The organism is Jeotgalibacillus terrae, from assembly GCF_016908195.1.
In the GTDB taxonomy this organism is placed as follows: Bacteria; Bacillota; Bacilli; order Bacillales; family Jeotgalibacillaceae; genus Jeotgalibacillus; species Jeotgalibacillus terrae.
The window spans coordinates 1-22619 of sequence record NZ_JAFBDK010000018.1; the positions used below are offsets into that span (position 1 = coordinate 1).

At 44.3% G+C, this 22619-nt stretch carries 19 protein-coding genes; 9 read left to right on the forward strand and 10 right to left on the reverse strand.

Features of this window, described 5'->3' with window-relative positions; translation table 11 throughout:
- Window positions 1-107: 107 nt before the first annotated feature.
- The 3 genes from JOD21_RS15270 to JOD21_RS15280 form a co-directional block, all read right to left on the reverse strand.
- On the reverse strand, window positions 108-956 hold the full coding sequence (locus tag JOD21_RS15270) for a glycerophosphodiester phosphodiesterase (protein WP_204730457.1): 849 nt from the start codon (window positions 954-956) through the stop codon (window positions 108-110).
- A gap of 148 nt (window positions 957-1104) precedes the next feature.
- Entirely contained in the window at window positions 1105-2097 is a 993-nt protein-coding gene (locus tag JOD21_RS15275) for a zinc-binding dehydrogenase (protein ID WP_204730458.1), read from the reverse strand.
- A 21-nt stretch (window positions 2098-2118) separates the two neighbouring features.
- The gene (locus tag JOD21_RS15280) at window positions 2119-2562 is read right to left on the reverse strand and encodes an ATP-binding protein (RefSeq protein WP_204730459.1); all 444 of its coding nucleotides are present in this window, start codon (window positions 2560-2562) and stop codon (window positions 2119-2121) included.
- A gap of 130 nt (window positions 2563-2692) precedes the next feature.
- On the opposite strand from JOD21_RS15280, the gene JOD21_RS15285 reads away from it, so the two are divergent.
- A complete protein-coding gene (locus JOD21_RS15285; RefSeq protein WP_204730460.1) occupies window positions 2693-3484 on the forward strand; it encodes a TIGR00266 family protein in 792 nt (263 codons plus the stop codon).
- A gap of 232 nt (window positions 3485-3716) precedes the next feature.
- Here the strand turns inward: JOD21_RS15285 and JOD21_RS15290 are convergent, their stop codons facing one another.
- On the reverse strand, window positions 3717-4145 hold the full coding sequence (locus tag JOD21_RS15290) for a hypothetical protein (protein WP_204730461.1): 429 nt from the start codon (window positions 4143-4145) through the stop codon (window positions 3717-3719).
- A 109-nt stretch (window positions 4146-4254) separates the two neighbouring features.
- Here JOD21_RS15290 and JOD21_RS15295 point away from each other — a divergent pair, with 109 nt between their 5' ends.
- On the forward strand, window positions 4255-4971 hold the full coding sequence (locus tag JOD21_RS15295; protein WP_204730462.1) for a 3-ketoacyl-ACP reductase: 717 nt from the start codon (window positions 4255-4257) through the stop codon (window positions 4969-4971).
- Between the two features lie 24 nt (window positions 4972-4995).
- Here the strand turns inward: JOD21_RS15295 and JOD21_RS15300 are convergent, their stop codons facing one another.
- The 4 genes from JOD21_RS15300 to rlmN all read right to left on the reverse strand — a co-directional run bounded on the left by JOD21_RS15300 (window position 4996) and on the right by rlmN (window position 8796).
- Window positions 4996-5592 carry a class I SAM-dependent methyltransferase gene (locus tag JOD21_RS15300; protein ID WP_239581634.1) on the reverse strand — a complete coding sequence of 199 codons (597 nt, stop codon included), beginning with the start codon at window positions 5590-5592 and terminating at the stop codon, window positions 4996-4998.
- 18 nt (window positions 5593-5610) lie between these two features.
- Window positions 5611-6111: a hypothetical protein gene (locus JOD21_RS15305; RefSeq protein ID WP_204730464.1), complete on the reverse strand. Its 501-nt coding sequence runs from the start codon at window positions 6109-6111 to the stop codon at window positions 5611-5613.
- A gap of 2 nt (window positions 6112-6113) precedes the next feature.
- Entirely contained in the window at window positions 6114-7607 is a 1494-nt protein-coding gene (locus JOD21_RS15310; RefSeq protein WP_204730465.1) for a sensor domain-containing diguanylate cyclase, read from the reverse strand.
- 127 nt (window positions 7608-7734) lie between these two features.
- Window positions 7735-8796: a dual-specificity RNA methyltransferase RlmN gene (gene rlmN / locus JOD21_RS15315; protein ID WP_204730466.1), complete on the reverse strand. Its 1062-nt coding sequence runs from the start codon at window positions 8794-8796 to the stop codon at window positions 7735-7737.
- A 347-nt stretch (window positions 8797-9143) separates the two neighbouring features.
- Between rlmN and JOD21_RS15320 the strand changes: the two genes are divergently transcribed.
- From JOD21_RS15320 to JOD21_RS15335, 4 genes are all read left to right on the forward strand, one after another.
- Window positions 9144-10253 carry a glycerate kinase gene (locus JOD21_RS15320; RefSeq protein WP_204730467.1) on the forward strand — a complete coding sequence of 370 codons (1110 nt, stop codon included), beginning with the start codon at window positions 9144-9146 and terminating at the stop codon, window positions 10251-10253.
- Between the two features lie 72 nt (window positions 10254-10325).
- Window positions 10326-11315, forward strand: a complete 990-nt coding sequence (locus JOD21_RS15325; protein WP_204730468.1) for an LLM class flavin-dependent oxidoreductase — start codon at window positions 10326-10328, stop codon at window positions 11313-11315.
- A gap of 202 nt (window positions 11316-11517) precedes the next feature.
- Window positions 11518-11988, forward strand: a complete 471-nt coding sequence (locus JOD21_RS15330; protein WP_204730469.1) for a MarR family winged helix-turn-helix transcriptional regulator — start codon at window positions 11518-11520, stop codon at window positions 11986-11988.
- Window positions 11966-14611, forward strand: a complete 2646-nt coding sequence (locus tag JOD21_RS15335; RefSeq protein ID WP_204730470.1) for an MMPL family transporter — start codon at window positions 11966-11968, stop codon at window positions 14609-14611. Before JOD21_RS15330 ends, JOD21_RS15335 begins: the two co-directional genes overlap by 23 nt.
- Before the next feature lie 191 nt (window positions 14612-14802).
- On the opposite strand, the gene JOD21_RS15340 is transcribed toward JOD21_RS15335, so the two are convergent.
- Window positions 14803-18477, reverse strand: coding sequence for a chitobiase/beta-hexosaminidase C-terminal domain-containing protein (locus JOD21_RS15340; RefSeq protein ID WP_204730471.1), 3675 nt, complete (start codon window positions 18475-18477; stop codon window positions 14803-14805).
- A 475-nt stretch (window positions 18478-18952) separates the two neighbouring features.
- Here JOD21_RS15340 and JOD21_RS15345 point away from each other — a divergent pair, with 475 nt between their 5' ends.
- Window positions 18953-19318 carry a PH domain-containing protein gene (locus JOD21_RS15345; RefSeq protein ID WP_204730472.1) on the forward strand — a complete coding sequence of 122 codons (366 nt, stop codon included), beginning with the start codon at window positions 18953-18955 and terminating at the stop codon, window positions 19316-19318.
- Between the two features lie 40 nt (window positions 19319-19358).
- On the opposite strand, the gene JOD21_RS15350 is transcribed toward JOD21_RS15345, so the two are convergent.
- Window positions 19359-19940, reverse strand: coding sequence for a TetR/AcrR family transcriptional regulator (locus JOD21_RS15350; protein ID WP_204730473.1), 582 nt, complete (start codon window positions 19938-19940; stop codon window positions 19359-19361).
- Window positions 19941-20099: 159 nt separating this feature from the next.
- Here JOD21_RS15350 and JOD21_RS15355 point away from each other — a divergent pair, with 159 nt between their 5' ends.
- Complete coding sequence (locus JOD21_RS15355; protein WP_204730474.1) at window positions 20100-20996, forward strand: ABC transporter ATP-binding protein; 897 nt, start codon at window positions 20100-20102, stop codon at window positions 20994-20996.
- Entirely contained in the window at window positions 20993-22597 is a 1605-nt protein-coding gene (locus JOD21_RS15360; protein WP_204730475.1) for an ABC transporter permease, read from the forward strand. Before JOD21_RS15355 ends, JOD21_RS15360 begins: the two co-directional genes overlap by 4 nt.
- Window positions 22598-22619 lie beyond the last annotated feature (22 nt).

Genomic DNA, 22619 nt, shown 5'->3' on the forward strand with positions numbered 1-22619 from the left:
CGCTGCAATCACCAGCTGTGCTAAAACAATATTGGTCTTTAACAAAGCCATAAATAAAGAACGGAGGCGCCGGTTATTCCGGCCCTCCGTTTTTTGATTAACATTTTTTAATCCTTCACCACCTGGATGTCTTCCTCCACCGGCCATCTTGAAAAGTCTGTGATGATGCCATCCACATCGTAGGAGACAGCTTTCTGAATGAGCCGCTTATCTTTTTTAGACCAGACCAGTACTTTTCCGCCGCGTTTGTGTACTTCATCAATCGTTCTTTTAGATACGGCTGATATATTAAAATTAATGTAGGTTGCAAATGAGGTGAGATCATCTAACTGCCAGAGTGATACTGGTACAAATGAGGCTTTCATGAGGACTGCGATTTGGAGGTCCGGGTCCAGTTCATGGATGCGCTTCAGTGAATCAATATCAAAAGATTGAACAATCACACTATCTGTTGCGGGATATTCCGATAGTACTTCTGACACTTTCTCTTCAATTCCCGGATAAAGCGCCGGGTGTTTGATTTCGATTAAAAGACCAACCTGACCGTAAAATGATTCCATCAGTTCGTTCAGCGTGATGATTGGTTCCCCGTAATAATCCGGATGAAAATGTGAACCGGCTTCGAGTGTCTTCAACTCTTCAAGCGTCATATTCCTGATCTGACCGCTGCCATTTGTTGTCCTGTCTACTGTTTCATCATGCATGATAATCAGTTCACCATCCTTAGAAAGATGAACATCTGCCTCAATAAAATCAGCGCCAAGCTCTATTCCTTTTTGAAATGCTGCATGTGTATTTTCAGGTGCATAACTGGCTGCCCCGCGGTGTGCGACTGAGATCATTCCTTCAACATCAACGTCTTTTACAGGCTGACTGATATAACCCACCAGTAAAATCAAACAGGCGCCAAGGAAAGCAATAAAGGCTATACGCCTTCGTTTCCATCCCCTTATCATATTTATTTCCCCCTCATTCAAAAAGTCTGAATTTTCTATTTATATAATCAGTATATCATATTTTCATGAGGGTGTGGGGGGTATTTGTCTATTAAGTAACATTTAAATACCCCTGCAGCCTTGGGTCTGCAGGGGTATATCCTTATCATTAGGAAATACTGAATCCAATCTTCCCGAGCTGCTCGGCTTTCTCAATCCGTTCAAACGCAGCCTTGTAATCTGCTAATTCATACACCTGATCCATCACAGGATGAATCTGATGCTTTTCAATAAAAGCAATCATCTCATCAAGTTCTTCAGCGCTCCCCATCGTAGAGCCCAGCAGATTCTGCTGTCCGTAAAAGAAGTCGCGAAGATTGATCGTCACTTCGTCTCCCGCAGAAGCACCAAAGGTTACAATCGTACCACCTTTTCTTAACTGCTTCAGTGACTTATTAAAGGTTGCCGCCCCGACACATTCGATCACCAGATCCATTTTTGTACCGTTTACTGCTTCTTCCCAGTCTCCTTCACTGTCAATTGCGTAGTCAGCACCGATCTCAAGTGCTTTCCTGCGCTTTTCTTCTGACCGCGATGTTACATAGACTGTTGCACCGGCGGCTTTTGCAAACTGTAATAGAAAAGTAGCCACACCGCTTCCGATACCCGGGATCAGCACGTTCATCCCCTCTTTTATCTGTCCGCGTGTAAATAATGCACGGTATGCTGTAAGGCCTGCAAGTGCCAGCACACCTGACTCTTCCCAGCTGAGATGGTCAGGCTTTTTAACTGCATTGTCCGCAGGCAACACAATACTTTCAGCAAAAGTGCCGTGACCGGGCAGACCGACAATATCAAATTCAGGTGGCGGTGCGTCTGTATTATGTTTCCAGTTAATCCCCGGATTGATGATCACTTCATCACCTTTTTGAACGTTTGTTACACCTTCTCCTGTTTCTTCCACGATTCCTGCACCGTCTGATCCCACGACAAGCGCAGGATCCTCTTCACCGTGGCGCGTCAGCACAAAGAGATCCCGGTGGTTCAGACCTGCAGTCTTCAGTTTAACCCGGACCTCCCCTGCTTTAACCTGCGCTTGATCCAGGTCTCCGTATGTAAGTCCCTCCATTCCTTTTGGTCCTTTATGATAGACAGCTTTCATAAATAAAAACTCCTTTCAGTATTATATTTCTTTTTCAATCGTCAGGCATTCCTTTCCTTTACGGATAACTGATTTTCCGTCCGCAAATGCGTAAGGGCCACCGCGGCCGTCAACAGTCATAATTAATACCTGTCCTGTTCCATAATCAAGTTCCACCATATCAAATTCAGCTGACAACTGCGGCCTTGTTTCTTCAAATACCCGTTGATGAAAAGATGCAACATCCAGATTTTCCGGCACGCCAAGAATTGTTTTACTATGTCCTTTTACACCGTCTGCAATACCAAAAACGACACTGCCTCCGCCGCCATTTGCCATGCAAATGGCATATTCAATCATCTTACGTATATTATCTTCTGTTTTCAGACTCCACTGCTTAAAGTCCAGGTCCTGTCCTTCAAAGTCATCAGCCACGTGAGCGTCTAAACGTCCGATCAATTGCATAATCTGATGAATGGATTTCATGATGATCACCCTCAGCCGTTTAAAATAAGAGCATTTATAAGTTCTCCCTTCTATCTTAACAAAATACATTCAGATTTTTCAGTAAAATGAGTTATGATAGAAGAAATTCAAATAAAGGAGTGGAGACAAAGTGAATAATCATGAAATTGATTACAAGCTTTATGGTGATGACATGCAGTTTGTGGAAGTGGAGCTGGATCCTCAGGAGACAGTGATTGCAGAGGCAGGCAGTCTGATGATGATGGATGATGCGATCCGGATGGAAACCATATTCGGCGACGGCGCGGAGTCTTCCGGCGGTCTGATGGGTAAGCTGTTAGGCGCCGGCAAACGTGTCCTGACAGGTGAAAGTCTATTTATGACCGCTTTTACGAATGAAGGCACCGGAAAGAAGCATGTCAGCTTTGCTTCTCCTTATCCAGGCAAGATTATTCCGCTTGACCTCAGTATCATTGATGGAAAACTGATCTGTCAGAAGGATGCCTTTTTAGCTGCAGCAAAAGGCGTATCAATCGGCATTGAATTTCAGCGTAAAGTGGGCACCGGCTTCTTTGGCGGTGAAGGGTTCATTATGCAGAAGCTTGAAGGGGATGGAATGGCATTTGTTCATGCTGGCGGCACGATCCACAAAAAAGAGCTGGCTGCGGGTGAAGTACTGCGTCTTGATACAGGGTGTCTGGTCGCGATGACAGGCGGGATTGATTATAACATTGAGATGGTCGGTGGAATTAAAACGGCAATGTTCGGAGGCGAGGGATTATTTCTTGCGACGCTGCGCGGGCCCGGTACCGTGTGGGTGCAGTCACTCCCATTCAGCCGCTTAGCCAGCCGTGTATTCTCAGCCATGCCGCGAAAAGGCGGATCTAAAGGTGAAGGAAGTGCAGCAGGCGGGCTATTTGATATTCTGGGCGGTGACAGATAATAAAAAAAAGCCGGGACAAATGTCTCAGCTTTTATTATAGTAACGTAACCGGTTCACTGCGCTCCAGGCGGTGCTTTCCGGACGGTGGTCGCTGAGCCTCCTCACCTTCGGTTGCGGGGTCTCAGCTGTCCCGCTAATCGTCCCGGAGTCACCACCTTCTGCTTCGTTCACCTTCATGCTCAATATTTAACCATTTTTTTATAATAGTGGCGTTTCTCTCAACAAACTTATATCATTCACCATAAATCTCTTTGTACGCAAGGACCTTCAGTGCTTTCAATTCTTCTTCTGACAGGGATGACTCAAGTTTTTGAATGACTTCCTGTTCAGAAAGATTGCCCGCTTCTGCATCTGCCTGAATCTGGCGGAGTTCTCCGATTCCTACCTTCTGAATCATCACACGCGTAGCTTCAGCGCGCGTCGTGAAGGCAAGATTTTCATCATCCTTCGCTGCCTCTGCTTCTTCGAGATAGCTACTTAAAACAGGATCCTGTTCAATATAGGTTTTCACCTGATCCATCTGACCATTTGTTTTCATGTCGTCTGTAACGGACTCCACTACCTGGTCCGCCGCTACTTCTGTTCCAAAATAATAAACAGCATATAACCCTCCGCCTATCAGCAGGATGAGGGTGAATAATCCAATTAACAGTTTCTTCATATTTTCACCTCAGCACCTATTATACATAGCAAGGAAGATTTCTGCATGTTTTTAAATAACGATTAAAGTGAATAATAGAATGACAGAACAAAATGAAAGGATGTCTTGCATGCAATCACTTAAAGGTAAAAAAGCAATCATTACAGGGGGCAGCCGCGGTATCGGTGCTGCTACAGCTTTAGAGCTGGCTAAAGAGGGTGTTGACCTTGGGATCGTCGGACGATCTGAGGAACATTTGAATAACGTCAAAGAAAAGTTAAGTCAGTATGATGTGGACGTTTTTACAGCTAAAGGTGATGTGAGCTATGAATCAGATATTACTCAGGCTATTAAAGAACTGACAGATCAGCTGGGTCACGTTGATATTTTGATTAATAATGCAGGTGTAGGCGCATACGGAGAGTTCCTGGAGCTCACAACTGAAGACTGGAACAAGGTACTTCAGACAAATGTGATGGGAATTGTCCATACGACGAAAGCTGTACTACCGGGTATGATCGATCGAAAAACTGGTGATATCATTAACATTTCTTCCATGTCCGGTTTAAAAGGGACAAAAGGATCCAGTGCCTACAGTGCATCCAAATTCGCTGTAAATGGCCTTACAGAGTCACTTATGCAGGAGGTTCGCCCACATAATATCCGTGTATCTACCATCACGCCAAGCCTTGTGGAAACAGATCTGACACGCGGTGAGGATGGAGAGCGCAACCCGGATAAGTTCACTCAGGCAGAAGATCTCGCGGAGTATATGGTGAGTCTGTTGAAACTTGAGCAGCGGTCATTCATCAAAACATCTGCCATCTGGGCAACAAATCCATTTTAAAAAGCAGGCGCATGCCTGCTTTTTTCATGTCTTATATTCAAAAACGACAAACCGTTCATTATGGTTATTTTCAACAAGCCCCGGAATTGGGATCTGCCGGACAAGCCTGAAAGCTGTATTTTCCTCAAGGTGGTGGATATATTCCACAGTCGGGTAATATAAGATCACCACTGCATCCCGCTCCTTCTGCTCAAGAGAAACAGCAATCCGGTTCATGACTGCAGCAAAAATCTGTACAGAAAATGGATTGAAGAAATAAAAAACGTTCTGATCTTCCTTTACTTCATACTTCTCTGCAAAAGCATGTTCAAATTGCAGGCTCCCTCTCCCCAGTTTACGCTTAGCAAGATAGGAGGCCTGATTCTGCAATACTTCCTGGTATAACCTCGGATTCATCTCTACACCGGTTACATTAAGGCCGAACCTGTGATGAAAATAAAACGAGACACGGCCTTTGCCGCAACCGTAATCCACCAGACCACTTCTACGGTGCAACGGGTACAGTGCGCTTAACACTTCAAGACCTTCATAAGGAGTTGCTTCATAGCGGTTATGATGGATCGATGAACTGACTGTCTCAAGCAGACTGTCCGTTTTAATGGATAACTGATGATCGTTCATCATATACCTCTTCTCATGTTATTCTGCCTGTTTCATGTCCTTAAACTGCATTTTCCTGTACACTTCATCTTTTATTTCATTCAATGTGTCAGGGTGGCTTGCCAGGTATGAGCTGATCATCAGATATTCCTTATCTGACAAATGTGATTCAGATGATAATCGGTCAAGAACCGGCAGCCTGAAGTCTTTGATCGGCAGATAAGCCAGGTTAAAAGGGTATTTCCCTTTTGTTATGATGACTTTAACACCTTTTAGCCGGGGAAAAAACATTGAATGATAATCCAGCTTCAGACAGATATCCTCTTTCTTTGCCTGCTTCAGCTGTGGCAGATGACTTGGCAGTGCAGTAAAAAAGACCATTTGTTCATAAGAATAGACCATCTTATGAAGAGAGAGTCCAAGCCGATCAGCTATTTTAACCGCCTTCACCTTAAGCGACCGGATATAAAGCGGTCGGGTAGTGAGTAGAAATACTGTAGTAAACACAATCACGTTGAGTAATAACCACGCGTACTCCATCTTTACACCCCCACTTTCACTGCCACGCGGTTTTTGCCGCTTTCTTTTGCTTCATATAATGCCTGATCTGCAAATTCAACTGTCTCAAAAGGATCTGCAGAACCATCTGATTCGGCTACTCCAAGACTTACTGTCAGCTTTCCTTCCGGCTGCAGTTCCCCTTTAGGGAAGGCAGTTTCCTCTACTCTTTTACGAATACGTTCAGCTACTTTAATCGCCTGGTCTCTTGGTGTACGCGGCAGCAGAATCACAAACTCTTCTCCCCCAAAACGGTAAGCCAGATCATCTCCGCGAAGACTTGTTGTAATAACACCTGCCAGCTGCACGAGTACTTCGTTTCCAAGCATGTGGCCATTCGTGTCATTATAATTTTTGAAAAAATCAATATCCAGAAGAATAATAGAAAAAGGCTGCGTACAAAAATCATCAGATAAAGACTGTTGAAACGCACGCTGATTATACAGATTTGTCAGCCCGTCTTTTAACGCCATCCGTTCTACTGATTCATATTGACTCGCCTGCTGCAGTGCAATCGCCGCCTGGGTAGCAAGCGGCGTGATAATATCCACATCATGCATATTCAGCGGCTTTTGATTGACCAGATTATCAATGATGACGACACCTGACTTAACGCCCTGATGAAGCAGCGGAATCACAACAAATTCTTTCAGACCCAATGTATGATAAAAGCGCATCATTAATTCATCATGTGTATCTGCTTCTTTTATCAGCAGCGGATACCCTGATTCCATGACATCTCTTAAGAAACTTTTTTCCTGAAGCGGAATTGTCATATCCTGTACAATTTCATTCAGCTGCTGATCAGATTTTTCCGCTTCTTTTTTGTCAATTAAATCTGTTAGCCCGTATCGGTTGGCAGTGATATCCTCCCAGATCTCAAACCCCTCTTCCGCTCTTACCGGGCCCGTTGCCATAATTCCTTTCAGAGAGCTACCATCCTCACTGAGTAAAAAGATCATTGCCCGGTTATAGCCGAGCCCATGTCCGGCTGTCATTGAGGTCAAAATCGTCTCAAGGAGCCTTTTAGTGTTGAATGTCTCCTGCATCGCCTGACTGACATCTTTTGTGACGTTCAACTGCTTTGAGTTGAATGTCAGGATTTCAAGCCAGCGGTCCCGCTGCTGGCGGATTTTTCTCACATAATATCTGATCGCATACACACTGCCTGCAAATAAGAAGTAGGCAGCATATATGCTCGGTTCCATTGCACCTGTCGTTATCCATAAATATAATGAGGAAAGTGCGGCAGCGACCATTCCGCCGCTGAAATGAAAGCTCACAACTGTAGCTGCAATCGCAAATAGTAATAGCCAGGATGTATGTGACGGTGTGGCAAGCCATTGTTCTAAAAGAACCAGCAGCACTGTCGACATGACAAATATCAATCTGTTTATGTATCCGTTTGCGTAAAAACGAAAAGTGTTTGCCACAAATGCCACAAACATAAATGCCGCCGTTAAAAATAGTGCCTCCATCACCGTTCCTCCTAATAGGTAAATTGTCACAATTTAATTATAATACATGGAAGCGTTATATTTCAATAGAAATGCATGCTGATTTTAAACTATAAAAAAAGCCTGGGTTTTGATCCCAGGCTTAAGGTTATACTGCTGATTTTTTGATCTGCTTACTACGCAGCTGACCGCATGCTGCATCAATGTCTGTACCATGTTCCTGACGCACAACACAGTTGATGCCGCCTTTTTTCAGCGTATCATAAAACTTCATAATGTCTTCCTGTTTGCTTCGCTCATACTGAATATGCTCATCAACCGGGTTATAAGGAATCAGGTTTACATATGCCAGATGACGCTTATTGTAAAGCATTTTTGCAAGCTGTTCTGCTTCTTCCACGTGATCATTCACGTCATGAAGCAGAATATACTCAAATGTAATCCGGCGATTTGTTTTTTCAAGATAATAATCGATGGCTTTCATTAACGGTTCGATCGGATATGCACGGTTAATCTTCATGATGCGCGTACGCAGTTCATCATTCGGCGCATGTAAAGATAATGCCAGGTTTACCTGCAGGTCTTCATCAGCAAAGTCATAAATGCGATTCGCAAGACCACTTGTTGAAACAGTGATATGACGGGCACCAATGCCAAGACCTTTTGCTGAATTCACAACGCGCAGGAAGCTCATCAGGTTATCATAGTTATCAAACGGCTCTCCGATACCCATGACAACGATATGGCTGACGCGGTCTCCTTCGCCCTTTTCATCCATGTACTTCTGTACACGCATGATCTGTTCAACTACTTCTCCACTTGAAAGGTCGCGGCTCTTCTTCAACAGACCGCTGGCACAAAATGTACAGCCGATATTACAGCCTACCTGAGTTGTCACACATACTGACTGACCATATTTCTGTCTCATCAGTACAGTTTCAATCAGGTTGCCATCCTGCAGTTTGAACAGGAATTTCACAGTGCCGTCCTGTGAGTCCTGACGAATCTGAAGATCGAGTGTCTCAATCACAAAATTCTCTTCAAGTAATTCACGGCATTCTTTATTGACGTTCTTCATATCTTCAAAGCTTGTGACTCTCTTACGATAAAGCCAGTCCCAAATCTGTTCTGCACGAAATTTCTTTTGACCATGTTCCATAAGCCAGGCAACAAGTTGCTCCAACGTTAATCCATAAATGGAAGTTTTCATTTTTACCCTCATTTCGAAAATGACATTCATTCTTCATTGTACGACGGGTCACCCATTAATTGCAAGGGGATATCGGAAAACAAATCATAAAAATTCTACTTTTTCAAGTGAAATTTGGTCAAAATCAGAAATTTCTTTTTAATGCAGGGGATCCTGCTACAATGGAGGGAACTTAGCTGTGGTGGGTGGATTACCGCAACGGCAAGGCCTCTCACTACAGCAAAACCGGGTGTATCCTGCAGCTGCGGGGCAAAACACGGCAACCATCAGCCAAAACACAACAGCTGCAGCACCATATAATGCAACAGCCGTCTTTAACAGTGCTAATCTAAAAAGGAGATGATTACATGAAAATTGTACTTGCACCGGATTCATTCAAAGGAAGCCTGAGTGCTGCTGAAGCTGCGCTTGCAATGAAAGAAGGAATTCAATCCGTCATACCTGAAGCTGAATGCATCATGATTCCAATGGCTGATGGCGGTGAAGGCATGCTTGAGCCATTCACATTTAAAAAAGGGCTGACTCCTGCTGAACTGACTGTCACAAATACATACGGAAAGTCCAAGCAAGCCTTTATTTGTCTGGACAAAGACACGGCTTATATTGAATCTGCTCAGGCTGTCGGGCTCACAGATTTTGTTCCTGACGAATTGATGCCAATCCACTCCACTTCCTACGGTGTTGGTGAAATGATCCGTTATGCATTAGATCAGGGTTGCAAAAAAGTATTGATCGGGCTGGGTGGCAGCGCTGTAAATGATGGCGGAGCCGGACTGCTTGAAGCCCTGGGTGCAGCCTACACTTATACAGAAAACATCAGCGGACCTGTTACACTCGGCAAACTTCAGGCAATCCAAAGGGTTGATCTCACCACCCTTGATCCCAGGCTGAGAGACATTGAACTGATGATTGCTTCTGATGTAAACAATCCTTTAACCGGTTCAGAAGGTGCCACAGCGATTTTCGGTCCTCAAAAAGGTGTACGCCCTGAAGATGTCCCATTGTATGACAGGTGGATTGAACAATTCGCTGCCCTGACTGCTGCTGAAATGATCTCAGCACCAGGCGCAGGTGCTGCAGGCGGTATGGGATTTGCCCTATTAGCTGCAGGCGGCACGTTCGCACAGGGAGCCAGAATCATCGGTGAAGAAATGGGACTGCAACAGGCGATCAGTGAAGCTGACCTCGTTATGACAGGTGAAGGGAGAAGCGATGAGCAGACAATGTACGGGAAGGTTGCACATTATGTCGCTCAGCAGGCGGACCTTTATCATAAACCTGTTATTCTCCTGTCAGGCAGTCTTGACCATGAGACCGATGAGCTCCTGAATCTGTTTACTGCGAGCTTTTCAGTGATGCACAGTCCGTGTACGCTGGACTATGCACTCAAAAACGCAAAAATACTGACAGCTAAAAGGGCTGCAGAAATCACAAAGCTTATACAGCTTCAGCTGTGAATAAGCATACCTGATGCATCCTCCCCCGCTTGCTGGCATAATTGAATCATTAATGTCAAGGAGGATTCGGTTATGAAGCTTGGGATATTAGATCAGGTGCCAATGCCCGCAGGTGCTGATCCGACTGAGGTGCTGAATCACACCGTTGCACTGGCTCAGTTCGCTGAAAATGCCGGATATCAGAGGTACTGGCTCGCTGAACATCACAATACAAATGGCCTGTTAAGCGCAGCCCCTGAAATCCTGATGACACGAATTGCATCAGCTACTGATTCAATAAAAGTAGGATCAGGCGGTGTGCTGCTCCCTCAATACAGCCCCTTAAAAGTAGCTGAAACATTCAAAACAATGGAGGCGTTATTCCCTGGACGGGTCGACTTAGGCGTCGGCAGATCTCCCGGTGGTACGGAGCGGACGCGTGCTGCACTGACAGACAGCCGCGAAAGTATGATGAATGCATTCCCCCGTCATCTGGATGAACTGTATGGTTTTATGCATAATGAGCTGCCTAAGCAGCATGAATACAGAATGGTTAAGGTGACGCCCAGAACCGGCAGCGTGCCGCCTGTCTGGATACTCGGGCTCTCACCGAGGAGCGCAAAGCTTGCAGCAGAGCGCGGAATGGGTCTGACATTCGGCCATTTTATCAATCCTGATAAATGGGAGGAGACGCTTCGTGTCTACCGTGAACATTTCAGACCCGGTCAGTTTGATCAGCCCACTGTAAATGTTTGTATTTTCGTTGTCTGCGCAAAAACACAGGAAGAAGCAGAACGGCTGGCACTGTCGCAGGATATGTGGCTGCTTGGTATTGAAAAGGGGGATTCTCAGGTTCATTCACCTGAAGTACTGAAAAAGCGCGGCGTGTCTTCAGCTGAACTTGAGAAGATTCGAAATAACCGCAGAAGAATGATCATCGGAACGCCAGAAAAGATAAAAACTGAACTTGAAAAACTCAGTAAACGATATCAGACAGACGATTTTCTGCTGATTACGAACATTTATGATCCTGAGGATAAAAAATATTCCTATGAGTTAATTGCCCGGGAAATGTTTAATTGATTTCCTCCATAAAATGTAATGAATGTGCTGTAGGAAAACATCTGATAAGCATCGCGATATCACTGCTTCACATTAAGCTCATCAAAAAACGCTGACCCGCTCCCAAGCCGGTCAGCGTTTTTTAAATTTGCATTTTCAGATTTGACATATTTTTGTTTACCCCCTAAACTAAAATACATAATAGTTTAGGGGGTAAACAAATTTGGATAAAAGGCTGATTGAAGCTGTTGAATTATTTGAAGACGTCATGGTATTCGGAACTGAGCGGGTGTTAAAGAATGTGACAGCAGAGGTCTGGCAGGAATATTCAAGAGAACAGCTGCAGGTACTTAAAATTCTGTATAAAAATGGACCGCTGGCTGCCGGTACGCTGGCTGAACTTCAACATGTTCATAAAAGTGCAATTTCAGGACGGTTAAAAAAGCTTGAAGAAAAGAAGCTGGTTGAAATTGTAAAGTCACCGGACGATCAGCGCTCAAAATTAATCAAACTGACAGATCACGGTACAAAGGTTGTAAAAAAGTCTGACCAGGCGGTATATGACTATATCGAAACGCTGTTTGCAGATCAGGTAAATGATCAGGAATTAGAACAGTTTGTCACGATGTTCAAAAAGATCAGAGCAATTCTAAAACTGGAGGGTCCAAAACATGAAGCAGATACTGAAATTTAAATGGCCAATCACAATTGGCATGATTATACTGACAGCGGCACTTTTTCTCATCGCACCTAACCTGACCCAACAGGCTGAGGAAGCCGGGACGTTCCAACTCCCCGAAAATGCACCTTCCCAACGCGCTGCAGATATATTGAATGATGCCGGTGCAGGAGAAGAAACGATCTCTCTCGTTTATCAGCTTGACAGCGAAGCCGGACAGGCTGTGCGCGATGACATTTCTGAAGCTGCACAAAAAATAGAAGAGATTGGCGATCCTGTCTCTTCTGTATTAGACCCTTTTGACAGCCCGGAGCTTGAAGAACAGCTTGTGTCTGAAGATGGTAAGACGATTCTGGTACCTGTCACCGTAGATGGCAGTCAGGAAGAGATTATAACACTTTCTGAAAACATCAAATCCACTGTGATTGATGATAACCAGGACGTTTTCATTACCGGAGAATCCATTATTAATAACGATGTAAATAAAAGTGCACAGGATGGCTTAAAACGGACGGAGATTATAACAGTTGTCTTGATATTCGGGTTACTGCTTGCGGTCTTCCGTTCGATTGTGACACCTTTTATTCCTCTTGTTGCAGTTGGGATTTCTTACTTATTGAGCCAGTCAGTTGTTGCCTTTTTCATCGACTGGTTTAACTTTCCTGTTTCCAATTATACACAGATCTTTCTCGTGGCAATTCTTTTTGGAATTGGTACAGATTACTGCATTTTATTATTAAGCAGATATAAAGAAGAGCTTGGAGCCGGACACCCTGTCACTGACTCCATCATAAACACTTATAAAACTGCCGGCCGTACTTTATATATCAGCGGACTTGCAGTATTTGTCGGCTTTTTTGCAATTGGATTTGCAGACTTTCCGATCTTCAAGTCTGCCGTAGCCGTTGCTGTCGGAATTGCTGTGCTGCTGCTTGTCTTGAGTACAATTGTGCCATTCTTCATGGCGCTTTTAAAAGAGAAGTTATTCTGGCCATCGAAAAAGTCAGCTTCCCATAGTGACAGCAGACTCTGGTTACTGATGAGCAAATTATCTGTCTCACGCCCATTAACATCAATGCTTGTCGTTGCTGTGATTACAGTTCCGCTGTTATTCACTTATGATGATGCATTGTCTTTTAACACAGTCGATGAGATTGGAGACGATTATGAGTCTGTTCAGGGTCTGAGAGCGATTGAAGAGGGATTTGGTCAGGGGGATTCACTTCCTGTCACTGTTATCCTTTCAGATGAAGAATCTCTTGTATCAGAAAACATTGTTCCTTATATTGAGAAAATCAGTCAGGAACTTGAAAATACCGAAGGCGTGGATTCAGTCCGGGCCATCACACGTCCAACAGGCAGTCCTCTTGAAGACTTATATGCTGATACACAGCTTGGACTGATATCCGATGGTCTGAATGAAGCGGTGACCGGATTGAATGAAGTTCAGGGTGGGCTGTCAGAAGTGACAAGCGGACTCGACAATATTGTCAGTCAAATACCTGACTCATCATCTGCGTCAGGTATTGGTGAAGCTGCAGCAGGAATTTCTGAGATCAACACGCAGTTAGGACAGGTAACACAAGGACTTCAGCAAAGCGGTAATATCCAGCAGGCTGCAGGACAGCTGAATGCACTCAGTCAGGGCCTAACTGAAATTGAGCAGGGGCTGAGCGGGGCTGCAGGACAAATAGAATCTGCTTCAGGTCAGACGGCTGGACTCAGAGACGGGCTGACTCAGCTCTCAGAAGGTGTAAGCTCTTCTAATGAGGGGTTAACGCAAATTTCTGAGGGATTGACTTCAGCAGCGGATCAGCTTGCACAAATGAGTGATAGTGAAACGATTAGAGACACTGGCGTCTTTATTCCTGAAGGAACGCTGGAGAATGAAGATTTTAATCAGGTGATTGAACGCTACGCATTCGATGAAAATAGAGGCATGAAAATTGAAGTGATTCTGTCAGATGATCCATATTCTCCTGCTGCCATTGAAACGGTAGAGCGGATTGAAGAAACTGTACAGAGAACGATCACTGATACACCTCTTGAACAATCTGAACTTGCCATCAGCGGCGTATCAAGCATCAATCGTGACCTGAATAATATTTCAACAAGTGATTTCTCTCAAACTGTCACAATTATGCTAATCAGTCTGTTTGTAATCCTAGCAATTATCTTCCGTTCAGTCATTATGCCACTTTATATGATCGGCTCACTGCTGCTCACATACTTTACAAGTGTAGCAATTGCTGAGCTCATTTTCGTCAATGGCTTTGGTTATGACGGAATCTCATGGGCAGTCCCGTTCTTTGGATTTGTGATGCTCGTCGCACTTGGGGTGGATTACTCAATCTTCCTGCTCGATCGCTTCAGAGAAGAAACGGCTCAATACTCAGTCAGCGAGGCTTTGAAGGTCTCCATGGCTAAAATGGGTACTGTGATTATTACGGCTGCAATTATTCTCGCAGGTACATTCGGTGCGATGATCCCATCAGGTGTGCTCAGCCTGGTTCAGATCGCAACAATTGTGATTACAGGGCTGCTGCTATATGGTCTGATTATTTTGCCACTGCTTATTCCAGCCGTTACCGTTTCATTTGGTAAGGGAATCTGGTGGCCATTTAAGACGAAGCATTAAAAATGGGGTTTGTTACAAGCAGTTTTTGGTTTGAGTAAGCGGGTGTGTTTTGCCTTGACTGACGGTTGTGTCCGGTAAGGTAATGCGTGAAATCTGCCCGAAAAATTCACCCGTCTCTTCAGAATTCAATATAAAAAAGTCCTGATGAAGATTCGCTTCATCAGGACTTTTCTATTTAATATGATTAATACTTATGAAGCTTTCTTACCATGTCCTTTACCCTTACCTTTACCAGGCTTTTCATCTTCAAGCTCAATTTCATTGCCTTCAGAATCATAAAGCTCTACTCCAGCATGCTTTGCTGAGCCGCGAAGCTCAAGCTTTTGAATGTTTTCTGCTCCATAGATCGCTTCGACATTCTTATGCTGTACAATGACTTTCTTTACTTCATTTCCTTCAAAGTCGTAAGCTGCGCCTGCTTCTTTTGCGTGAAGCGTAACTTCAAGGTCTTCAAGTCCTTCTCCTTCAAAGCTCACGTTTGAACCGCGAACCATGATCTTATCAGCCTTGATTCCTTTCTCAGCTACAATGTGTACATCATCTTCAAAAATGTTTACTTTTTTCTGCTTATAATCAGCAAGTTTAATCACTTTCTTTTCAGGCTGTGGCTCTTCCACGTCTGCTTCAAAGCTGATTTGTGCTAAAAGCGGATCGTGGTCAGATGCACGTCCGTGTACTTCCATGAAATCAGAATTGATATGCACAATATCAAATACCGTACGCTCTGCAAGGTTGTTACTCACAAGAATGTGGTCAAGTACCTGCGCGTTTCCTTCATAGTTGTACGTATAGCGATCTTCTTTTTCCACTCCGTCAATCAGATTCGTCAGCTCTTCACCTTTTAACGCTTCAAGTGGTGCTGAGAATTCGAAATCGTTCATATCACCAGCTACAACAATGTTTGCATCAGGTGTCTGTGCCTGCACATCCTGAACAAAGTCATTGATAATGTCGGCAAGCTCGATACGTTCAGCTTCACTGCCAAGGAATGGCGGCTGGTTCTGACCGAATAGCGGCTGGTCTCCACCTTTAGAGTTCAGATGCGTACCGACTACGATGACTTCCTCACCGTTGAATTCAAATTCAGCAACAACCGGTTTACGTGTATTCGGGAATTCAGATGGTGCAATACGTCCAGGGTTCAGCGTCAATTCGCCGTCCACTACGTCGATTGCATCATTGGCTCCACCCTGTTCTCCTTCAGTCAGCTGAACGCGCTCAGGGTTATAAAGGAAACCATTACGGATGTTTCCGCCAGGCTGCCCGCCGTCCTGTTTGTCTTCAGGAACCACTTCAGTATAAGCATATTCAGGACCGCCAAGTGCGATGATCTCATCAATCAGACGCTGCGCACTTCCCTCACCTGAAACAGTTCCATCATCAGTTGGACCATTTGTATCCTGTACTTCTGTCAGTGCAATAATATCAGGTGATCCAAGGTCATTTATAAATGAATCTGCAATACGCTGTGCTTTTTCATCACTCGTATTTGACGTGTTAGCTGAGAAGTTCTCAATGTTATAAGAAGCAATCGTCAGCTCGTCTTCTTTGTATTCAATGGCTGATGTTTCAGGCTGAAGCCCGCCATCTGTGAATACAGGCAGCTGACCTTCACCTGCAAGTACTTTATATTTACCAAAGCCATAGCTCATTACACCAATTGCTGATGTTGAAAGCTCATCCCCTGTTTTTACAACAAAGTCTTCATCATCTACATCAATAAATACGCGCTCAGGATTAAAGTCATCAGGCTTTACAATCGCTCCGCCAGCCTGCGTGTATACTTCGTCACCCTTATTTGGAATTACTGCAACTTCGCCATACTTCTGAGGGCCGCTTGCCGTTCCGCCGGCTACCTCAACGCGCATACCTTCAATGCTTTCGTAAAAATCAATGCCGTCTTCTTCAGGGTCGAACTGTGCAAAGTTATCGTTATCAATCACTTCTGTCGGTACTTCAATACCATTTTCGCCGCCAATCACGACTGGGGCAGGAAGTTCAAGTCCTTCAGCAAGTTCATTAATATTTGTTGATTCGATCTGTGTGACAGGAAGGTCATTGTCAAAACGGTCTCCGTACCCTTCAACATAATACTCAAGCACTGTACCACTTACTTCTACGTGGTCACCTTCAGTAAGACCGTGGCTTCTCTGGTATACCAGAATACCTTCTGACGTGCGTGAATCTTCATCCGGCGTCAGTGACTGCATGTAAAAGCTGCTGCTATTTACTACGTATGTGACAACGCCTTCCACGTTAGGAACAGAAAGTCCTTCATAAGGAGAGAAGTGCTCTGCTGCCTGGATATCGTGAATCTCAATATCATCTGTCTGAATCACATAACTGAATTCAGCTACATCACTTGCTGTCATGCCATCTTTTACAGCTACAGCTTTAAGGTTGGTGTTTTCAGTAATTGTTACGCCGCCTTCATAAAGCGTGCTGTCTTCAGTCGGTACAGAGCCATCTGTTGTGTAATAAATTGATGCACCTTCAGTTTCTGTTGAAAGCGTAATTGTACCGCCTTCTTCTACAAATCCGCCTGCAGGATCAGCTTTCACAGGGCGAACCTGATTTGTATCAAAAATAATATCGTCTGCTGAACGAGGAACGATCTGGTATGTGCCGTTGAATTCTCCAACAACACCATTTACTACTTCATACGTACGGCCAGTCTGAATATCCATTTCTGTTGCCGGACGAATCACAATCTCGTTGCCGAATTCATCAGTACCATAGTAATTACCGCTGCCTGATGAAGCGATATTCACATTTGCAACAGATACAAGTGTTCCTTCAAGTGCTTCACCTAATCCTGTCTCAGGAATCGGCTGTGGTGCAGGTGCTTCTTCCTGTCCTGTTATAACCACGCCTTCAGCTTCAGCTGCGATCTGTGCAAGCCCATTGTAATCCTGAAGTTCGCCATAGACAGAAATGATATCGCCAGGCGCTGCATCTGCTGCGGTTCTGACAACAATACCAGTACCTGCATTCTGGATGTAAATGTTGTTTGCGCCACCCTGATTAAAAACAGCGCTTACTGTACCAGTTGTCGAAACAATTGAACCAACTTCCTGATTTCTTACATTTGCAATACTGTCTTCTGTTACGATTGAGTATTCATACGTTCTGACGTCACTGTCATCAAGGCCGTCAGCCGTTGCATACACGTCAAACGTTGTATCTTCTGTTAAGGTAAATGGAGCCGTATATGCCTCGTAAGCTCCCCCATTTTGAGCAACAAAGATCTCAGCGTCAGCCGTTGAAGTTGAGAATGTAACCTCTGTTCCTTCAGCTACCTGCCCTGCAGGAACGCTTGACTGGACTGCTGATACTTTTGTCGGGTCTTCGTAGGAAGTCCATGTGATGTTGTCGACAGTCAGCTGTCTTTCAGATCCCACCTTTTTTAATACAAGTGTGAATGGGCCCTCAACATCAATATCATCATAGTTGAACGTTACTGCATCTCCACCAATGGCTACATCATCCGTTGTACCAATCAGCTCATCATTGATATATACTTCAAATTGACGGACACCTTCTGAGGTGAAATCAGCCTTTGTCTGAAATGATAGAGATGAAATCCCCCCATCAATTTCTGTAGAAGTCAGTGTACTCCCCGAGTCACGGAACATCATTCCCTTCCCCTCAATCGAAGTCGATGCTCTTCCGCCAGTGTAATCCCATGTCACACCATTATTCCCTTCGAACGAACCATCAAGATACGATGTTCCTCCCTGAGTCCAGTTATCAAACGTCTCTGTAAAGCTTTCTGCCGCTTTTGACACAGATGCAAATGGTGTCAGCAGGCTTAAAACCATGACTAAAGCTACAAAAACCGAAAAATGCTTCTTGTAAGGCTGCATATACGTATTACCTCCTGGTTATGTATTCGTGCACAATTAATAGTAAAAGAAAACACCGTATTTCTCCACAATATTTAGAATCTTTACAAATAATTAATACGAAAGACATTGTAAGCGGATACATTATACGTTCTTTTTACTTATGTAACATCTCCTTTTCATAAGATTTCTATTAATGTGTATTCATGTATAAGATTACGATAGATACATCCAGGTTTTGGGGGTATAAAAGAAGGTTATGGAATATAAGATCATTTTTAATAGAAAAGCTATGTTAAAGAACAATATTGTTTTAGCACAGCTGTTGATTGCAGCGGAAGGGGGACGACTCCAGCAGGAGAAGCGTGACAGGTGAGACCCCACAGACGCGCAGCGTCGAGGAGGCTCACCGCACGCCCTGCGGAAAGCGTTCCCCCTGGAGCGGAAATCAACAGCCACCTTTAACAGAGCTTAATAGAAAAGGAGAATCAAACATATGGCTGACTTAACAGCAATAATGAACTGGACTTTTATCGAAGAAGTAGCGGTACCGGCAGATGTTGAAAAACTGTTCGTTGAAGGTGAAGAGGCAAAAGTGGCTTATAAGACAATCCGTGACACAGCCGTGATCACAAATAAACGCCTTTTGATCGCTGACAAGCAGGGCCTGACCGGAAAGAAAGTTGAAATCTACACGATTCCTTTTAAATCGATTGATATGTACTCTTCAGAAAACGGCGGCACATTCGATACGAACGCCGAGCTTGAACTGTGGACACGTTCAGGCAGATTTAAGCTGAATGTGAATAAAAAAGTAGACATCAGAAAGCTGGACCGGATCCTCGCTGAAGCTATTTTATAAGACTAGCCCCGGCACTTATATGCCGGGGCTATTTTCTACACTATTTCTTTCCCATTACACCATAAAAGAAAATATTCGTAATATCCTCAGTTAAAGGAAGCATTTTTTCATACACATCTTCCCGCTGTACATAATCCTTCAGCATTTGTATATAGAAAATAATCGCCTCATTCGACAGGTTCTGGTCCACATATCCTTTCTTCTTCCCCTCATCAAACAATTGGATAAAGTAAGGCAGCGCCTTTTCAATATAAATCTTCTCGATGTAGTTGCCTTCTTCTGTGTACTCCTTCATTAAGTACTGATAGAACTCAGGATGAATATTTGAAGAGACCTGTTTTTTATTAAAAATAATCATCTTCACCTTTTCAGGAAAAGGCTGATCGCTGTGAACGATCCCCTCGAACTGGTTTGATGCCTGATCTACATAATAAATAAACACGTCATGGATTAAATTATGCTTACTTTCAAAATAATTATAGATTGTTACCTGCGATACCTGTGCTTTCCTTGCTATATCAGCGATCGATACCTTTTGAATGCCAAGTTCACTGAAAAGCTCCATAGCCGCCTGTAAGATATGCTGTTTTTTCAATTCGCGTCTGCGCTCGAATCCATTCATGCTGTCACCTCTTTAATCATCACTCTCTTATCAGTTTAATAAAAATTATGAAATTTAACAAACTTTTCGGTTCATAAAGTATTGTTTTTAATGATAAATGAGTATATTATGAAATATATAAACCAATATAGTTTAAAACTTTTAAAAGGAGGGTCTCAAATGACCGTTCTTCACATTAACCAATTATCAAAACGATTTGGAAAGTTCCAGGCGTTAAAGGATGTCAGCTTCTCAATTGAAAAAGGTGAAATTTTCGGTTTTATCGGACCAAACGGTGCTGGCAAATCAACGACGATCCGGACGCTGCTCGGGATCCTGAAGCCTTCTTCAGGCAGTGCCTCAATATTCGGTATGGATGTCTGGAAGGAATCTGTCTCTATACATGAAAGAATTGCTTATGTGCCGGGGGATGCAAATCTGTGGCCGAATCTGACAGGCGGAGAAGTCATTGATTTATTTTTGAAATTGCGGGGCAGCCACAAGCCTGAAAAGAAACAGGAGCTGATTGAGCGCTTCCAGCTTGATCCTTCAAAAAAATGCCGTACTTATTCAAAAGGAAACCGCCAGAAGGTGGCACTTGTTGCTGCATTTGCTTCTGACGCTGAACTGTTCATACTTGATGAACCGACTTCAGGACTCGATCCGCTGATGGAGCGCGTGTTTCAGGAATGTGTGCTGGAAGCCAAATCACAAGGCAAAAGCGTATTGCTTTCAAGTCATATCCTCTCGGAAGTTGAACGCCTGTGTGACCGTGTAGCAATCATCAGGCAGGGTGAAATAATAGAGTCAGGGTCACTCGAGGAAATGCGCCACCTTACAAGAACAAACTTAGTCATAGAAACGAAGGAACCGTTGAACGGCATCAGCAGTATGACTGGGGTGCATACAGTCAAAGAAACTGAAAAAGGAACTGCCCTGCAGGTGGATGCTGAAGCACTGGATGAAGTCATAAAAAAGGTAAGTACACTTGGCATTGTCAGGCTTGAAAGCACTCCACCGACACTTGAAGATCTGTTTATGCGTCATTATGAAGGGACAGGAAGTGATCAGGCATGAGCCTTAAACCATTTTATCAAACAGGGTCACTCATTAAATTCTATTTACGGACAGATTTTCTCAAAATACTGATCTGGACGATCTCAATTACCGCTTTGACTATGTTAACTGCCTGGGCATTTGAAGATCTGTACCCATCTGAAGCGGAACGGCTTGCGATTGCTGAAACCATGAAGAACCCTGCAATGACTGCAATGGTTGGACCCGGATATGGTATTGAGAATTACACCACCGGCGCAATGATGGCTCATCAAATGCTATTATTTACAGCGATCCTTGCTGCTGTCATGACTATACTGATGACAGCGAAGCACACACGGGGAGATGAAGAGGATGGAAGGGCTGAAATGATCAGTTCACTTCCTGCAGGACGTCTGGCGCCACTTACTTCTGTTCTTGCAGTGGTTGGTCTGTCACAGCTTTTACTGGCTGTTTCAATCGGCACAGCTTTGAGTGGACTGAATATAGAATCAATGCCACCGGGTGCTTCATTTTTATATGGAGCAGCGATTGGTGGAACAGGGTTGTTTTTCGCAGGTGTGACAGCAGTATTTGCCCAACTGAGTGAGAGCAGCCGCGGAACGTCCGGTTTTGCGTTTCTCATACTGGGCGTGTCTTACCTTGTAAGAGCGATCGGGGACGTCAGTATGGAAACTCTGTCCTGGCTCTCACCGCTCGGGTGGGCATTAAAAACAGAAGTTTACGTCAGTAACCTGGTTTCTCCACTGGTTCTTCTGAGTGCAGGAAGCTCAGCACTGGCCCTGGCTGCATTCGGACTGATGTTAAAGAGGGACCTCGGCAGCGGGATGCTTCCGTCTAAACCAGGACGCAGTAATGCTTCTCCCCTGTTACTCAGCCCGTTCGGACTTGCCCTTCGACTGCTGAGAACCAGTGTGATCGTATGGGCAGTCGCCCTGATGGCAATTGGCGCATCATACGGATCGGTACTTGGCGATCTGGAATCATTTTTTTCAAGCAACGAGATGCTCAGTAATATGGTGAATGCGACTGGCGGACTGAGCTTAACAGAGCAGTTCATCTCCATGCTGATGGCGATTATGTCGATGATGGCTGCAGTACCGGCGCTGATGTTTTTCTACAAATTAAAATCTGAAGAAAACAAAAGCCGGATGGAGAACATCTATGCACGTGCCGTTTCAAGACAAAAGGTGTTTTTAAGCTATCTTGCAGTCGCTGTCGTGTTCGGGTCACTCATGATGATCATTGCTACCGTGAGCCTGTGGGGTGCTTCAGTATCTGTAATGGAAGAACCATTAGGCTTTGCTGTGGTGCTAAAATCCGGACTTGTCTATCTGCCTGCGATCTGGGTCATGATCGGCATCGGTGCAGTGTTTACAGGAATCAAACCAGGCTTAACCGGCCTTGCCTGGGGATATTTAATTTATTCTTTTCTTGTCGTATACCTTGGCGGACTGCTCCAGCTACCCGATTGGCCGGGCCAGCTTTCACCGTTTGGTCATGTACCGCAGATCCCGGGAGAGGAAATCAGCTGGCTGTCGCTGATGATATTGACAGTGATTTCATTAGCCTTAACGATCGTTGGCTTAAGAGGTTATCAGCAAAGAGATCTAAAGGGTTAAACCAAACGCCAGGCGTTTGGTT

Coding starts and splice junctions, on each gene's coding strand:
- JOD21_RS15270 (WP_204730457.1), bottom strand. CDS start 956: ATGATAAGGGGATGGAAACGAAGGCGTATAGCCTTTATTGCTTTCCTT.
- JOD21_RS15275 (WP_204730458.1), bottom strand. CDS start 2,097: ATGAAAGCTGTCTATCATAAAGGACCAAAAGGAATGGAGGGACTTACA.
- JOD21_RS15280 (WP_204730459.1), bottom strand. CDS start 2,562: ATGAAATCCATTCATCAGATTATGCAATTGATCGGACGTTTAGACGCT.
- JOD21_RS15290 (WP_204730461.1), bottom strand. CDS start 4,145: ATGAAGAAACTGTTAATTGGATTATTCACCCTCATCCTGCTGATAGGC.
- JOD21_RS15295 (WP_204730462.1), top strand. CDS start 4,255: ATGCAATCACTTAAAGGTAAAAAAGCAATCATTACAGGGGGCAGCCGC.
- JOD21_RS15300 (WP_239581634.1), bottom strand. CDS start 5,592: ATGAACGATCATCAGTTATCCATTAAAACGGACAGTCTGCTTGAGACA.
- JOD21_RS15305 (WP_204730464.1), bottom strand. CDS start 6,111: ATGGAGTACGCGTGGTTATTACTCAACGTGATTGTGTTTACTACAGTA.
- JOD21_RS15310 (WP_204730465.1), bottom strand. CDS start 7,607: ATGGAGGCACTATTTTTAACGGCGGCATTTATGTTTGTGGCATTTGTG.
- rlmN (WP_204730466.1), bottom strand. CDS start 8,796: ATGAAAACTTCCATTTATGGATTAACGTTGGAGCAACTTGTTGCCTGG.
- JOD21_RS15320 (WP_204730467.1), top strand. CDS start 9,144: ATGAAAATTGTACTTGCACCGGATTCATTCAAAGGAAGCCTGAGTGCT.
- JOD21_RS15325 (WP_204730468.1), top strand. CDS start 10,326: ATGAAGCTTGGGATATTAGATCAGGTGCCAATGCCCGCAGGTGCTGAT.
- JOD21_RS15335 (WP_204730470.1), top strand. CDS start 11,966: ATGAAGCAGATACTGAAATTTAAATGGCCAATCACAATTGGCATGATT.
- JOD21_RS15340 (WP_204730471.1), bottom strand. CDS start 18,477: ATGCAGCCTTACAAGAAGCATTTTTCGGTTTTTGTAGCTTTAGTCATG.
- JOD21_RS15345 (WP_204730472.1), top strand. CDS start 18,953: ATGGCTGACTTAACAGCAATAATGAACTGGACTTTTATCGAAGAAGTA.
- JOD21_RS15350 (WP_204730473.1), bottom strand. CDS start 19,940: ATGAATGGATTCGAGCGCAGACGCGAATTGAAAAAACAGCATATCTTA.
- JOD21_RS15355 (WP_204730474.1), top strand. CDS start 20,100: ATGACCGTTCTTCACATTAACCAATTATCAAAACGATTTGGAAAGTTC.
- JOD21_RS15360 (WP_204730475.1), top strand. CDS start 20,993: ATGAGCCTTAAACCATTTTATCAAACAGGGTCACTCATTAAATTCTAT.